The organism is Sulfuricaulis sp., from assembly GCF_040901545.1.
Lineage (GTDB): Bacteria > Pseudomonadota > Gammaproteobacteria > Acidiferrobacterales > Sulfurifustaceae > Sulfuricaulis.
Window position 1 is genome coordinate 1 of the sequence record NZ_JBBDYL010000065.1, and the last position, 14,677, is coordinate 14,677.

A 14,677-nucleotide genomic window follows, 5' to 3' on the forward strand; every position below is an offset into this window, starting at 1 on the left:
CCCCCCCCCCCCCCCCCCCCCCCCCCCCCACGCTCGCGATCCCTCGCTCGCCCTTGCGGGCCCGCGCTTCGGCTTCACGCGTCGCTCGGCTGGACCAAGTGGGTTTGGAAAACACCACCTTGCCATGGTCTGAGGTGGGTTGCTCACATCCCCGTAGCGCGCACCGAGTACCACAGCCCCACCGGGAGCTTTTAAGCGAGACCGTGTTCGAGCCCGAGGCGCGTTGTTCAGCGCCCGGCGAGTTGGTCGAGCGCCCGGTGGGGCGAGGAACGGAGGGAGATGTCGCGCGCTCCGGGGGAGCGCTTCTTTGGGTATTTTCTTGTCGCGACAAGAAAGTACCTCGACCTCGGGTGCGAGAACCCGATTCAAATACGTCACCGAAGGCGACACAAAACCAGACACCAGAAACGGAGGGCACGAATAACCAGATTGGTCGGGGCGAGAGGATTTGAACCTCCGACCACCACCACCCCAAGGTGGTGCGCTACCAGGCTGCGCTACGCCCCGGATGTCAATATGCCTGATTAATTCCTGCATGATTTACGACTGATGTGCCGGAGCCATCATACCGGAGAATCCGCATGAGAGCGAGATAATCATGGCAGGGATCCACTCATTACCTATCCGTAGTACCGAATGGCAAGGTACGTGTGAACAGACGACTGCCGGTTAAACTTGTTTTACTAAACCAAGGATGGCGGGTGTAAGAGACAGGAAGGGTATTACAGTTTCCTCAGCATGCCCAAGACATCTTCCAGTTCCTGTATGAGTGTCCTGATGGTCTGTTGTCGATTGATATCGAGTGGTTCAGGACTATCCAGTTCGAGTTTGTTGCGTGCGCCGCTGATGGTAAATCCCTCGACGTATAACAGGCTGCGTATCTGCCGAATGAGGATTACATCATGCCGCTGGTAGTATCGCCGGTTGCCGCGGCGCTTTACCGGCTTTAATTGGGGAAACTCTTGCTCCCAATAACGCAACACATGAGGTTTGACGGCACACAACTCGCTTACTTCACCGATGGTGAAATAACGCTTTCCGGGTATTGTAGGGAGTTCGTGATTCTCGCCGGGGTCAAGCATTTATTTCTGCCTGCTCTTTGAATTTTTCGCGATTCGCCTGGGCATTCTGCTCGACTCGTTCCTTGAGCTTGTGGCTGGCACGAAAAGTTACAACTCTCCGGGCAGTGATGGGGATCTCCTCTCCCGTCTTGGGATTGCGTCCCGGCCGGGAGTTCTTTTGACGCAGGGAAAAATTGCCGAAACCGGATAGCTTGACCTGTTCCCCTTCAGCCAACGCGGCTCTTATCCTTTCGAAGAAAAATTCAACGAATTCCTTTGCTTCCCGTTTATTCAGACCCAGCTCGTTAAACAGGTTTTCCGCAAGATCTGCTTTGGTTAATGCCATAGGCCTATACCTTCTTCTTTGTTCTCCAACACTTACTGTCGCGGTTGTGCCCCTAACTCGGCGCCCAAGGCGGCAATTACCTTCGCCTTCATTCGTTCAGCCTCGTCTTCATTAAGAGTGCGCGAAGAGTCCTGGAAGGTCAAGCCCACGGCCAAACTTTTTCTTCCGGAATCAATGCCTTTCCCGCGATATTCGTCAAATAGCTCAAGGTTCACGAGCAAATTTCCTGCCACTTTTCGCACACAGTCGATGACAGCCTGGGCCGGGATCTCTTCGGCCACGATCACGGCGATGTCACGCCGGATTGAGGGAAATCTTGAAAATTCTTTGAAAATCAGTGTATTTCCAGGCCTCATCAGTAAAGTTAGATCGAGTTCAAACACTATCACCGATTGCTCTAGCTCCAGTTGTGATTGAATATCCGGGTGCAGTACCCCCAGCTTTCCAATCATGCGTTCTTGTTGCCAAATTTCGGCACTTTGACCCGGGTGCAGCGCCGGATGGTGCCCGGCGTTAAATGCAAATCCCTCCGATCGGGCGGTTAGACCCAGTACTGCTTCGATATCTGACTTGACGTCAAAGAAATCAACATCTCGGTCTGGAATCCCCCATTGTTTCGACTGGGCCCCGCCGCACACGGCTCCCCCCAGCATTTTATTCTGAACCACACTGCTCCCCATTGGAATAAAGGTACGCCCAATCTCGAATAATCGTACGCGCGTCTGTTGCCGATTCAGGTTGTATCGAATTGCCTGAAGCAGACCTGGCCAAAGTGTAGTACGCATAACCGCCATGTCCACACTGATCGGGTTAGTGAGCGTCAGAGGTTTTATCCGAGGATCAATAAGCGCCTGGTTCCCGGGATCGATAAAACTGTATGTAATGACTTCCTGGTAATCTCGATCTATCAAAACCGTTCGCCAGCGGGCTTCGGCAATTCCTGATTCGGGGACCGGTTTTGCGGTCATTTCGATACGGGGACGGCTGCTTGGAAGCTTGTCATATCCATGGATACGTGCAATTTCCTCAATCAAGTCCACCTCAAGGGCAATATCGAAGCGATATGATGGCGGTGTGACAGTCCAGCTACCGCCGGATTTTTTCAGTTTCATTCCAAGACGCCTTAGAATACTTTCTATTGTTCGAGGCATTACTTTCGTCCCCAGAATTCCTTCCACACGCGCCAAGCGCAAAGTTATCGGATTGACTCGAGGCAGAAAGCGACGTACCGATTTTTCGATAACCGGCCCGGGTTTTCCTCCCATGATTCCAAGTAACAATTCGGTGGCGCGCTCGATAGCGGGTCGTTGGAGTGCCGGATCCACGCCACGCTCGAATCTTAGCGATGATTCTGTTTGCAACGCCATGGCACGGGAAAGAGTTGAAATCGTTTCCGGACGGAACCAGGCGCTTTCCAGAAACAAGTGGCGTGTCGAATCGTTCACTGCTGAAGCCAGGCCACCCATAATACCCGCCAGCGCCAGCGGCTGCCGATCATCGGCGATCAATAGACTGCCTTGTTTCAAGGTGATCTCATTTCCGTCAAGCAAGACAAGCTTTTCCCGTGCTTGGGCATAGCGGACGCAGATCGTACCGTGGAGTTTTTCAAAATCAAAAGCATGCATCGGCTGGCCATATTCGAGCATGACATAATTTGTGACATCTACAACCGGATGAATGCTTCGTATACCGCTGCGCCGGAGTTTTTCTTTCATCCACAAAGGCGTAACGGCCCTTGGATTGATGTCAGTAATGATCCGCCCGACATAATGCGGGCAGTCCTTGGGCGCGTCGAGCATAACGGGCACCATTCGACGATGCTTGGGTGGGAGCGACTTGTGGGGAAGGCTTTTGAGTTTTGCACCGGTTAAAGCGGCAATTTCTCTTGCGATACCGAATACGCTCAGGCAATCGCCTCGGTTCGGCGTAAGGTCGATTTCCAGGGAGACATCATCAACACCGAGATAGTCAGATAATGACACGCCGGCCACGGCCGCTTTGCCGAGATTCATTAACTCCCCGCCGGATTCACCCAGTCCCAATTCGCTGGCAGAACACAACATGCCAAAGGAAGTAATGCCGCGAATTTCTGTATGCATAATTTTAATTCCATTGGCAAGCACGGCTCCTTCCAACGCTACAGGCGCCTTCATGCCGGCCGTTGCATTCGCAGCGCCGCAGACAATATCGAGCATTTTGGCCTTGCCGATTTCCACCCGACAAAGGAAAAGTTTCTCGGCGGTGGGATGTGTTGTGACGGAAACGATTTTACCGACAACCACGCGATCCAGCGCCGGCGCGACAGGGTGGATGGCAGCAACTTCCAATCCGGCCATGGTCAACCGGTCTGACAACTTTTTCACGTCCATTCCGGGTGATACCCGCTCACGAACCCATTTTTCACTTAATTTCATGATTTATTCTGCTATGGGTACTTCGTTAATCCCGAGACAATCGAGTTACCGGAAATATTATGGAATTATCAGTTGAATTGACGCAAAAAACGCAAATCATTTTCATAGAACATTCGTATATCGTTTACGCCATAACGCAGCATGGCGAGGCGCTCTACGCCCAATCCAAACGCAAAGCCGATCCATTGCTCGCTGTTGATGCCGACATGTCGAAAGACCTCAGGATGCACCATCCCGCAGCCGAGTACTTCCAGCCAACCGCTGTTCTTGCATACACGGCAGCCTTTGCCTCCGCAAATCACGCAACTGATATCCACCTCTGCGGATGGTTCGGTGAAGGGGAAATAAGATGACCGAAAACGTACGTTCAGCGGCTTCTCGAAAAACTGCACAAGAAAATCAGATAACACCCCTTTGAGGTCCGTGAAACTCACGGTTTTATCGACCATGAGTCCTTCGATTTGATGAAACATCGGGGTATGCGTTACATCCGAGTCACGACGAAAAACCCGTCCGGGTGCGATGATTCGCAATGGCGGCTTGTGTTGCAGCATAAATCGCACTTGAACGGGTGACGTGTGAGTGCGCAACAACCGATGCGCATCAAGATAAAACGTATCATGCATCGCCCGTGATGGATGGCTCTCAGGAATGTTGAGTGCCTCGAAATTATGATAATCGTCCTCAACCTCCGGACCGTCGGCAACGTCGAATCCCATCCGCGTTAATAGAGTTTCCAGCCGGTCCAGAGTGAGCGTAATAGGGTGTTGGCCGCCCGTGCGCAATCCACGCCCCGGAAGTGTCACGTCGACAATTTCACGCGAGAGTTGCTGTATGCTTGCCGCGGATTCAAGTTGCAGCTTTTTCGCGCCAAGCTTTTCCAGAAGTGTCTCTTTGGCCTGATTAACGACCAAGCCGACACGTGGTCGATCTTCCGGGGAAAGTTTTCCGAGATTCTTCAATTGTTCAGTCAATATTCCCTTCTTACCCAGGAATTTGACACGGATGTTTTCAATATCCGCAGCGCCGATAGCCGCGGCAACGGCTGCATCGGCATCCGCCATCCATTGCTTCAATTGCTGCTCAATATCATCAGTCATTTCGGTCATGATCCGACCTGAAATTCTTAAACTACGTTATCCCCGGAAGTAATAAAATTACCGGAAAGTGCCCTTGATTCAGCTACCAATCATATGAACACGCTGTCGAATAATTTCGTTGCGAATTTGGACACAGATATGTCATAAAAAAGGGAAAGGTCAACCGACCTTTCCCTTTCTGCGATGATCACGCCATTCGGCAGCCCACACCGCCGCGATTTCAATTAGACAAGGCGGCCTTGGCCTTGTCAGCCAGAACGGAAAAGGATTTCTTGTCATAAACCGCTATATCGGCCAGGACTTTTCGGTCGATTTCGATAGTAGCCTTTTTAAGTCCATTCATAAATCGGCTGTAAGAAAGGCCGTATTCCCTTGCGGCGGCATTGATGCGCGCTATCCAAAGCGCACGAAATTCCCGTTTGCAGACGCGTCGATCACGATATGCGTATTGTCCTGCCTTAGCAACTGCCTGTTTGGCGACCCGGTATACTTTTCGACGCGCGTTGTAGTATCCCTTGGCCCGAGACAATACCTTTTTATGGCGAGCGCCGGCTGTGACTCCTCGTTTGACTCTTGGCATGTTCCATTCTCCTCAACTGTATGGCAACAAGCGCCGAAGGCCGGAAACGTCCGAACCGGATACCGTGGTTGTTCCACGGAGATTGCGTTTACGCTTGGAGCTTTTCTTGGTGAGGATGTGCCGCAAATGTGAATGCGAACGTTTAAATCCGCCACGTGCGGTCTTTTTAAACCGCTTGGCCGCCGCGCGGTTGGTTTTCAGCTTAGGCATGTTTTGTACTCCTTTCGTTGACGCCTGGGGGCACATGCATGGCCCTTTCGGTCGCTGGTTGTAGATTCACTTAAACAGCTATTGCCATGACAGGAATCACTGCTGCTTCATCGACGGCATCCCGCATCCGGAAGATCGACGCCAATGCCACGGGATGCATTGACTAGACTGCTGTTTTTGTTTTGGGTTCAGCCTTCGTTCCAGCCACTGCTTTTGCGCCTGGTTTATGCATTGATTTTTCGCTTTTGGTGGACTTCCCGGCGCCTGGTTTTGGATTTAGCACCATTACCATCTGCTTGCCTTCCATTCGCGGGTGCTGTTCCACCAGACCATGATCTTTCAAATCGTTTTCGAGACGCTTCAGCATTTCAACACCAAGTTCCTGATGCGCCAGTTCACGTCCCCGGAAACGTAATGTAATTTTTGCTTTGTTCCCTTCTGACAGAAAGCGAATCAGATTGCGCAGCTTGGTTTGGTAATCACCGATATCCGTGCCAGGGCGAAATTTGACTTCTTTTACCTGAATCTGTTTTTGTTTGCGCTTCGCTGCGTGCTTGCGTTTGCTTTCTTCGTACTGATATTTGCCGAAGTCCATGATGCGGCATACCGGTGGCGCCGCGTTGGGAGAAATCTCTACGAGGTCGAGGCCTGCATCCTCGGCCCGACGCAGGGCATCGCTCACCGGAACTATGCCAATCTGCTGGCCGTCACTGCTTATCAGTCTGACATTCGGGGCGTTGATACGCCCATTGATACGAACCTCTTTATCCGTCGCGATCTTTCTGTTCCTCCAAAATAGTAACGCCGCGGCCCGCGGTTTCACGGGTGAGCAAGGCGTGAAACGCTTCCGGCGTCATACCGCCCAGATCTTCACCCTTACGCGTGCGCACGGCTATGGTGCCTTCCTGCGCTTCCTTCTTGCCGACAACTAGCAGGTAGGGGATACGCTGCAAGGTATGTTCCCGAATTTTAAAGCCTATTTTCTCGTTTCTCAAGTCGGACTCCACTCTCCAGCCCCGGTGACGAAGCTTCTGCTGCAGTTTACGGGCAGCCTCCTGTTGCTGATCGGTGATGGTAAGGATCATGCCCTGCACCGGGGCAAGCCAGGGCGGTAATGCGCCGGCATATTCTTCGATCAATATGCCAATAAAACGCTCCAGCGAGCCCAAGATGGCCCGATGCAGCATGACCGGGACCTGCTTGGTCCCATTTTGGTCAATGTAGGCTGCTCCCAACCGTCCGGGCATGGAAAAATCCACCTGGATGGTGCCGCATTGCCACACCCTCCCGAGGCTGTCCTTGAGGGAGAATTCGATCTTGGGACCGTAAAATGCCCCCTCCCCCGGCTGCAGACCCCATTGGAGCCTGTTGCTGTTCAGCGCCTGTTCCAGCGCCCGTTCAGCCTTGTCCCAGCTCGTATCAGAGCCGATCCGTTTCAGCGGACGGGTGGAAAATTTATAGACTACATCGCGGAATCCGAAGTCGGCATAAACCCGATGCAACAGATCGATGAATTCCGAAACTTCGTCCTGGACCTGATCTTCGGTACAGAAGATATGGGCATCGTCCTGAACAAAATTCCGGAGGCGCAACAATCCGTGCAAGGCACCTGAAAGTTCGTTTCGATGGCAGGAGCCGAATTCCGCCAGCCTCAATGGAAGGTCACGATAACTCTTGAGCCCTTGGTTATACACCTGGATATGACAAGGACAGTTCATCGGTTTGATGGCATAAAGTTTTTTTTCTGATTCGGTAATGAACATATCACTCTGGAACTGCTCCCAGTGGCCGGATTTTTCCCACAGTGTGCGGTCAACCAGCTCCGGCGTGCGGATTTCCCGATAACCGTGTTCGCGCCACAACGCGCCCATGTATTGAACAATCAACTGGTAGAGGCGCCAACCCCGCTCATGCCAGAACACCATGCCCGGTGACTCCTCCTGCAGATGAAAAAAATCCAGGCTGCGGCCGATTTTCCGGTGGTCGCGTTTTTCGGCTTCTTCAATTTGGTGCAAATAGGCATCGAGGGCTTCTTTGCTGGTCCAGGCTGTTCCGTAAATGCGGGCCAGCATTTCATTGCGGGAATCCCCGCGCCAATAGGCACCGGCGACTTTCATCAATTTAAATGCCTTCAGCTTTCCGGTAGATGGCACATGCGGTCCCCGACAGAGATCGATAAATTCACCCTGGCGATAGAGCGATATTTGTTCGCCAACCGGTATCTCTTCAATAATGCGCGCCTTGTATTCTTCACCTATGTCGCGAAAAAACTTAACCGCCTCTTCCCGCGGCATGACGGTCCGGATCACGGGGTAATCGCGTTTGGCAATATCACGCATTCGATCCTCGATTTTGACGAGATCATCCTCGGTAAATCCACGCTCAAAAGCAAAATCATAATAAAACCCATTTTCAATAACCGGGCCGATCGTGACCTGGGCTTCCGGATACAATTCTTTGACGGCCTGGGCCAACAAATGCGCGGAGGAATGACGGATAATTTCCAACCCTTCGGGATCGCGATCGGTGACGATGGCAACCCGAGCGTCCTGATCGACGAGAAAAGAAGTATCCACGAGCTTGTCATTGACACGGCCTGCCAGTGCCGCGCGTGCCAGTCCTGGTCCAATGCTCGCGGCAATTTCTGCGACGGTTACGGGTTTGGGATATTTGCGTTGGCTGCCGTCCGGCAGGGTAATGTTTGGCATATGGCGTGATCCTATGGTCAGTGGCGACCGCTACGAATGGCCGCGTGAGCAACACATCAATTTCGCATACTCATTTCCCGGTCGATCGGGAAGATCGCGCCTTATTCCGCTATCCCCCGAACAGAGGGCGATTGGTGAGCGGATCTCCCTCCCGTCCTCACGGCTTGTCCCGACAGGAGACGGGTGACGCGCGGGCGCGCATCCTGCGCATTCCCGTATACTCTGGTAGGCGCGAGTGGGATCGAACCACCGACCACCACCATGTCAAGGTGGTGCTCTACCACTGAGCTACGCGCCTGCAAATTGGCGCGAAAAAATAACACAAGTTGACATGGCGTCACAAGTTTTTCGCGTGCTTACGTAAAATAAACATCGGTTATCGCCATGAACGGAATAAGCGATGCTTTAAATTTTTTTAATCTCATTGCCGGCGGCCACCGCCTTCAACAAGGCCGAACCGGCGTGAGCGGATGGCATGAATCTTGTCGCGCAGTGCCGCGGCCTTTTCAAACTCAAGATCGCGGGCAAGGGCATACATCTGTTTTTCCAGTTTGCTAATCAGTTTCGCCAGTGCATTCGGCGCCATGGCGGCATATTCGGCTCCTTCCTCGGCGGCACGCAGATACTCGTGGCTGGGATGGGCTTTATTCGTGCCGTAGTTCTCGCTCCCGAAAAGCGGATGAGTCGGCGGAACACCATCGATGATTTCCTTGACGGCCTTGATAATGCCCTTGGGTGTTATTCCGCGCGCAGTATTATGGACCAACTGTTTCTGTCGCCGACGTTCGGTTTCGCCCATGGCCACGCGCATTGATTCGGTCAGGCGATCCGCGTAAAGAATCGCCTTTCCATGGATGTGCCGCGCCGCGCGTCCGATTGTCTGGATGAGGGATCGCGTCGACCGCAGGAATCCTTCTTTGTCGGCGTCAAGGATGGCAACCAGCGAGACTTCCGGGATATCCAGGCCCTCGCGCAACAAATTGATGCCTACGAGAACATCAAATACCCCGGAGCGCAGGTCGCGAATAATCTCGACTCGTTCGATAGTATCAATGTCGGAATGAAGATAGCGCACGCGCACGTCATGTTCATGAAAATATTCTGTCAGGTCTTCCGCCATTCGCTTGGTCAACGTCGTGACCAATACGCGCTCTCCCACGGCGACCCGGGCGCGAATTTCAGACAACAAGTCATCGACCTGGGACAACGCCGGGCGGACCTCAATTTCCGGATCAACCAATCCGGTCGGACGTACCACTTGATCCACCACAATCCCGTGACAGTGTTTTTGCTCATACGGCCCAGGGGTGGCCGATACAAAAATAGTCTGTGGCATCATACTTTCAAATTCGTCGAATCGCAGCGGTCGATTGTCCAAGGCGGAGGGCAGGCGAAATCCATACTCGACCAGGGTTTCTTTGCGTGAACGGTCGCCGCGGTACATGCCGCCGAGCTGCGGGATCGTTACGTGGCTTTCATCGATTACCAGCATGGAATTTTTCGGCAAATAGTCGATCAGCGTCGGCGGCGGTTCACCGGCCTTGCGCCCGGAAAGATAGCGCGAATAGTTTTCGATTCCGGCGCAGTATCCGACTTCGCGCATCATTTCCAGATCGTAAAGCGTCCGCTGTTCCAGGCGCTGGCTTTCCACCAGCTTGTCGTTCGCGCGCAATTGTTTCAGCCGTTCCTGGAGTTCTTTTTTGATTTCCTCGATGGCATCAAGAATGGTCTCACGCGGCGTAACATAGTGCGATGACGGATAGATGGTAGTTCGGACCAGCCGATCATTGACTTCTCCCGTCAACGGATCAAACTCGGATAGCGCGTCGATGTCATCACCGAACAATTCGATCCGGACAGCGAGCTTTTCCGCTTCCGCCGGGAAAATATCGATAACATCGCCGTGAACGCGAAACGTGCCACGGTGCAATTCGAGATCATTCCGCGTGTATTGCATTTCGGTCAGACGCTGAAGAATGGCCCTCTGCCCCATGGCGGTACCCTGCCGCAGGTGAAGAATCATGCCGTGGTAGGCGTCCACGTCGCCCAGTCCGTAAATGGCGGAAACCGTCGCCACGATGATGACATCCTCGCGTTCCAGCAAAGCCTTGGTGGCCGATAATCGCATTTGCTCTATTTGTTCGTTTATCGAGGCATCTTTTTCTATATAGGTATCCGTGGAGGGAACATAGGCTTCGGGCTGGTAGTAGTCGTAATAAGACACGAAATACTCGACTGCATTGCTCGGAAAAAAATCACGAAACTCGGAATAGAGTTGGGCGGCAAGCGTCTTGTTCGGTGCCAGCACCAGTGTCGGTCGCTGCACCTGCTGTATCACATTGGCCATCGTGAAGGTTTTGCCCGAACCGGTCACGCCGAGCAAAGTCTGAAAATGCTCGCAGCGGACCAGTCCTGAAACAATCGCGGCAATCGCCTCCGGTTGATCGCCGGCAGGCAGAAACGGGCTGGCCAACTGAAATTTGTGATTCATGTGATATCGATTTTAAATGTCGCTGCAGGTATATTACCGCGTAATTCCAACTTTGTTGCACGAGGATCTCTTGTCCACCATTCGTCTGTCAGACCGTGTCGGCCGTATCAAGCCTTCCCCTACCCTTGCCGTTACCAGCCGCGCCCAGGCGCTCAAAGCGCAAGGAAAGGATGTCATCGGACTCGGGGCGGGTGAACCGGATTTTGACACACCCGATCACATCAAGGAGGCGGCCATACGCGCCATCCGGGACGGGTTCACCAAATACACGCCCGTTGACGGAACCCCCGGACTAAAAAAAGCGGTAATTGCGAAATTCAAGCGTGATAACAATCTCGACTATGCGCCGGACGAGATATTGGTGTCTGTCGGAGGCAAACAAAGTTTTTTCAATCTCGCTCTGGCCTTGCTGGGCGAGGGAGATGAAGTCATCATTCCGGCCCCGTATTGGGTGTCCTATCCTGATATCGTCCTGCTGGCCGACGCAAAACCGGTCATTATTACCGCCGGCATCGACCAAGCGTTTAAAATAAGTTCCGAACAACTTGAGCGTGCCATCACCCGTCGTACCCGGCTGCTGGTTATCAACAGTCCATCGAACCCAACGGGAGCGGCCTACACACTTGCGGAACTGGCGGCACTGGGCGAAGTGTTGCGCCGACATTCGCATGTGCTGATTGCCACTGACGACATGTACGAGCATATTTTGTGGACGAAAGAACCCTTTTGCAACATCCTCACCGCCTGCCCCGATCTCAAGGACCGCACGATCGTGTTGAATGGGGTCTCCAAGGTTTACGCCATGACCGGCTGGCGAATTGGTTATGCCGGCGGACCAACAAATCTGATCATGGCGATGCGCGACATTCAATCGCAAAGCACTTCAAATCCTACATCGATTGCACAAGTCGCCGCGGAGGCGGCGCTTAATGGCGATCAGAGTTGCATTGCCCCGATGGTCCGTGCCTTCCAGGAACGCCATGATCGCGTGGTCAGCCGTCTCAATCGCATTCGCGGCGTGCGGTGCGTGCCGTCTCAGGGAACATTCTACACCTTCCCCGATTTCAACCAGGCCATGGCCGCCACCCCCGATGTCAAAAACGATGTGGAGTTTGCGGAATATCTGCTGGTTAAATCCGGGGTGGCCGTGGTGCCGGGATCGGCGTTCGGTACGGAAGGCTATCAGCGCCTTTCCTACGCGACGTCCATGAAAGCACTTGACGATGCGCTTGATCGGATTGAAAAACTGCTCGGTAAGGCATAACTGCCTGGTTACCGGGTGATATATTGCATAAGGAATAATATTCAGGATAATACATCGCTGTAGCAATAAATCTATAACATCAATAAAACTATCGCGCTGCTTCTCCGCGGCGAATAACAAGAAAGCAAGGAAGGATTGGGGTGCTACATTTTCAACCCACGTCAACTTCGATACATGCGCGTTTCAGGGACACCCTGAAACAGCCGGGTTTTTCCCTTCACGATCTCATGATTACCCTGTGTGTCACGAGTGTGTTGGGCGTTTTTGCCATCGGCACAACAGGCCTGGTGCAGGAAACGCGCATGACCGCCGCGGTGAACCAACTCATGGGAACTTTGAGTTTGGCGCGCAGCGAAGCCATCAAGCGAAGCGCAATGGTCGTACTATGCAAGAGCAACGATGGCGCCACCTGTTCAGATGAAGCCGCCTGGAAATCCGGCTGGATTGTGTTCGCGGATGAAGACAATAATCATGAAGTGAACACAAATGAACCGCTAATTTCCGTACAGCAGGCGCTGGAGGGAAACATGTCGCTTCGCTATGGGGAAACTGGCACATACTCTTATGTGCGCTATAACGCGACCGGCGAGGCCTGGCCGGGCGCTACATTCACATTCTGTGACGGGCGCGGCGCGGAAAAAGCCAAGGCGGTCATTGTCTACTGGAGCGGCCGGCCGCGTGTTTCTACAAAAACTTCCGAGGGTAAGCCACTGCAGTGCATTTGACCGGTTGCCTTGACCCTTCTGCCCTTCCGCCCTAACATACCCGGCCTTCTGACATTTCCCCGGTAGCTCAGTCGGTAGAGCAGGTGACTGTTAATCACCGGGTCGGCGGTTCGAGTCCGTCCCGGGGAGCCATTTACCTTTCCAAGATCATCCGACACCATCCAACACCATCTCAAAGTCTCTGCTTTTCAAGCGTTCGCTCCACTTCTCTTGTCTGTTGTCGTCTCACTTAATTCATTGACATGCCCCCAACTTGGGGGCACATTTGGGGGCACATGAGCCGTCACTCAATCGAGGTGCCCCCAATGCCCCTTTCTGATACCGCAGCACGCAACACCAAGCCACGCGAGAAGTCTTACAGAATCACAGACGCCAAAGGCATGTATCTCGAAGTCACGCCAACGGGCAGTAAGTATTGGCGCTTGAAGTACCGCTTTGGCGGCAAGGAAAAACGCCTCGCCTTGGGCGTCTATCCCGATGTTTCGCTGGCACAAGCGCGTGAGCGGTGCGGCCAGGCACGCAAACACCTGGCCAATGGCGTTGACCCCGGCATAATAAAGAAGACCAGCAAGGCGGCGACCGAAAACAGCTTCGAGGCGGTGGCGCGGGAATGGCACGCCAAATTCTCACTGGGCTGGGCTCCGCACCACGCCGAAAAAATCATCCGGCGGCTGGAGCGTGAAGTATTCCCGTGGCTGGGAAGTCGCCCTATTGGCGACATAAACGCACCGGAACTGCTCGCCGTCCTGCGCCGCATTGAAGCACGTGGCGCACTTGAAACCGCGCATCGCGTACACCAGAACTGCGGAAAGGTATTCAGGTACGCGGTCGCCACCGGTCGCGCGCAACGCGATCCTTCCGGCGATCTGCGCGGCGCGATTCCACCCGCTCAAGAACGCCATCACCCGACTATTACCGAACCCAAGCGTGTTGGCGAACTGTTACGCGCCATTGCCGGATATAGCGGCTCGAACATCACCCGGTACGCACTGCAATTAGCGCCGCTGGTTTTCGTGCGTCCCGGCGAACTGCGCAAGGCGGAGTGGTCAGAGTTCGATCTGGACAAGGCCGAGTGGCGCATACCGGCGCACAAGATGAAAATGAAGGCCGTACATATCGTGCCACTGTCCACCCAAGCCGTATCGATCCTGCAAGAACTGCACGCCGTGACTGGCAAGGAACGTTACGTATTTCCCGGCGCACGTGGCAAAGACCGCCACATGAGCGAGAACACCATCAACGCGGGACTTCGTCGGCTTGGCTACGCGGTAGGCGACATGACCGGGCACGGTTTCAGAAGCATGGCGTCCACCCTGCTCAACGAACAAGGATGGAATCGAGACGCCATCGAACGGCAACTTGCGCACGCGGAACACGACGACATCCGCGCCGCCTACAACTACGCCGAGCACCTGCCTGAACGCCGCAAGATGATGCAGGCTTGGGCGGATTATCTCGACAAGCTGAAGGCTGGAGCCGAAGTAATCCGACTAGCACAACGCGCCTGAAGGGAGCCCCTATGGGGCGGACGGGAGGCGCGGCGCGAGCACGGGGAGCGGAAGACGCGCAGCGGCTGAAGCCCCGCGCGCAGCGACACGCAAGGTGGGCGGGGAATCAAAAACAAGTGAAGGCAATTTACACATAATGCAAATTATGCGGGCACGAGCCGGACAGCGCGTTTTTTTTTGCGCTGCGCATAATTCCTAGCATTATGTTGAATTGCCGACCACCGAACATGGCTGGGCAGGCAACACCGCACGGCGAACGAAGCCGGGGAC

At 53.8% G+C, this 14,677-nt stretch carries 12 protein-coding genes and 3 tRNA genes; 4 read left to right on the plus strand and 11 right to left on the minus strand.

Translation table 11 applies throughout. From position 1 onward, the window contains the following. Positions 1 to 430 precede the first annotated feature (430 nt). The 11 genes from WD823_RS13080 to uvrB form a co-directional block, all read right to left on the minus strand. Positions 431 to 507 (minus strand) — tRNA-Pro (locus WD823_RS13080). Between the two features lie 215 nt (positions 508 to 722). Continuing rightward, positions 723 to 1,082: a MerR family transcriptional regulator gene (locus WD823_RS13085; RefSeq protein ID WP_368429940.1), complete on the minus strand. Its 360-nt coding sequence runs from the start codon at positions 1,080 to 1,082 to the stop codon at positions 723 to 725. Further along, entirely contained in the window at positions 1,075 to 1,407 is a 333-nt protein-coding gene (locus WD823_RS13090; protein WP_368429941.1) for an integration host factor subunit alpha, read from the minus strand. The genes WD823_RS13085 and WD823_RS13090 overlap by 8 nt, the downstream gene beginning before the upstream one ends. A 32-nt stretch (positions 1,408 to 1,439) precedes the next feature. After that, positions 1,440 to 3,821: a phenylalanine--tRNA ligase subunit beta gene (gene pheT / locus WD823_RS13095; protein ID WP_368429942.1), complete on the minus strand. Its 2,382-nt coding sequence runs from the start codon at positions 3,819 to 3,821 to the stop codon at positions 1,440 to 1,442. Between the two features lie 68 nt (positions 3,822 to 3,889). Beyond that, complete coding sequence (gene pheS, locus WD823_RS13100; protein ID WP_368429943.1) at positions 3,890 to 4,921, minus strand: phenylalanine--tRNA ligase subunit alpha; 1,032 nt, start codon at positions 4,919 to 4,921, stop codon at positions 3,890 to 3,892. Between the two features lie 220 nt (positions 4,922 to 5,141). Further along, a complete protein-coding gene (rplT, locus tag WD823_RS13105) occupies positions 5,142 to 5,501 on the minus strand; it encodes a 50S ribosomal protein L20 (protein WP_368429944.1) in 360 nt (119 codons plus the stop codon). 12 nt (positions 5,502 to 5,513) lie between these two features. Then, positions 5,514 to 5,711 (minus strand): 50S ribosomal protein L35, encoded by a 198-nt coding sequence (gene rpmI / locus WD823_RS13110; protein WP_368429945.1) that lies wholly within the window; start codon positions 5,709 to 5,711, stop codon positions 5,514 to 5,516. Between the two features lie 163 nt (positions 5,712 to 5,874). Beyond that, positions 5,875 to 6,489 carry a translation initiation factor IF-3 gene (gene infC / locus WD823_RS13115; RefSeq protein ID WP_368430003.1) on the minus strand — a complete coding sequence of 205 codons (615 nt, stop codon included), beginning with the start codon at positions 6,487 to 6,489 and terminating at the stop codon, positions 5,875 to 5,877. Next, positions 6,476 to 8,419, minus strand: a complete 1,944-nt coding sequence (thrS, locus tag WD823_RS13120; RefSeq protein WP_368429946.1) for a threonine--tRNA ligase — start codon at positions 8,417 to 8,419, stop codon at positions 6,476 to 6,478. Before thrS ends, infC begins: the two co-directional genes overlap by 14 nt. Before the next feature lie 223 nt (positions 8,420 to 8,642). Continuing rightward, a tRNA-Val gene (locus tag WD823_RS13125) sits at positions 8,643 to 8,717 on the minus strand. Positions 8,718 to 8,840: 123 nt separating this feature from the next. Next, the gene (gene uvrB / locus WD823_RS13130; RefSeq protein ID WP_368429947.1) at positions 8,841 to 10,910 is read right to left on the minus strand and encodes an excinuclease ABC subunit UvrB; all 2,070 of its coding nucleotides are present in this window, start codon (positions 10,908 to 10,910) and stop codon (positions 8,841 to 8,843) included. A 16-nt stretch (positions 10,911 to 10,926) separates the two neighbouring features. On the opposite strand from uvrB, the gene WD823_RS13135 reads away from it, so the two are divergent. The 4 genes from WD823_RS13135 (at position 10,927) to WD823_RS13150 (ending at position 14,407) form a co-directional block, all read left to right on the plus strand. Continuing rightward, positions 10,927 to 12,174 carry a pyridoxal phosphate-dependent aminotransferase gene (locus WD823_RS13135; RefSeq protein WP_368429948.1) on the plus strand — a complete coding sequence of 416 codons (1,248 nt, stop codon included), beginning with the start codon at positions 10,927 to 10,929 and terminating at the stop codon, positions 12,172 to 12,174. Positions 12,175 to 12,314: 140 nt separating this feature from the next. After that, entirely contained in the window at positions 12,315 to 12,899 is a 585-nt protein-coding gene (locus WD823_RS13140; RefSeq protein ID WP_368429949.1) for a GspH/FimT family pseudopilin, read from the plus strand. A gap of 56 nt (positions 12,900 to 12,955) precedes the next feature. Beyond that, a tRNA-Asn gene (locus WD823_RS13145) sits at positions 12,956 to 13,031 on the plus strand. 173 nt (positions 13,032 to 13,204) lie between these two features. Next, positions 13,205 to 14,407, plus strand: a complete 1,203-nt coding sequence (locus tag WD823_RS13150; RefSeq protein ID WP_368429950.1) for a tyrosine-type recombinase/integrase — start codon at positions 13,205 to 13,207, stop codon at positions 14,405 to 14,407. The last annotated feature ends 270 nt before the right edge of the window (positions 14,408 to 14,677 follow it).

Coding starts and splice junctions, on each gene's coding strand:
- pheS (WP_368429943.1), bottom strand. CDS start 4,921: ATGACTGATGATATTGAGCAGCAATTGAAGCAATGGATGGCGGATGCC.
- WD823_RS13090 (WP_368429941.1), bottom strand. CDS start 1,407: ATGGCATTAACCAAAGCAGATCTTGCGGAAAACCTGTTTAACGAGCTG.
- pheT (WP_368429942.1), bottom strand. CDS start 3,821: ATGAAATTAAGTGAAAAATGGGTTCGTGAGCGGGTATCACCCGGAATG.
- WD823_RS13150 (WP_368429950.1), top strand. CDS start 13,205: ATGCCCCTTTCTGATACCGCAGCACGCAACACCAAGCCACGCGAGAAG.
- WD823_RS13135 (WP_368429948.1), top strand. CDS start 10,927: ATGTCGCTGCAGGTATATTACCGCGTAATTCCAACTTTGTTGCACGAG.
- rplT (WP_368429944.1), bottom strand. CDS start 5,501: ATGCCAAGAGTCAAACGAGGAGTCACAGCCGGCGCTCGCCATAAAAAG.
- thrS (WP_368429946.1), bottom strand. CDS start 8,419: ATGCCAAACATTACCCTGCCGGACGGCAGCCAACGCAAATATCCCAAA.
- uvrB (WP_368429947.1), bottom strand. CDS start 10,910: ATGAATCACAAATTTCAGTTGGCCAGCCCGTTTCTGCCTGCCGGCGAT.
- WD823_RS13085 (WP_368429940.1), bottom strand. CDS start 1,082: ATGCTTGACCCCGGCGAGAATCACGAACTCCCTACAATACCCGGAAAG.
- rpmI (WP_368429945.1), bottom strand. CDS start 5,711: ATGCCTAAGCTGAAAACCAACCGCGCGGCGGCCAAGCGGTTTAAAAAG.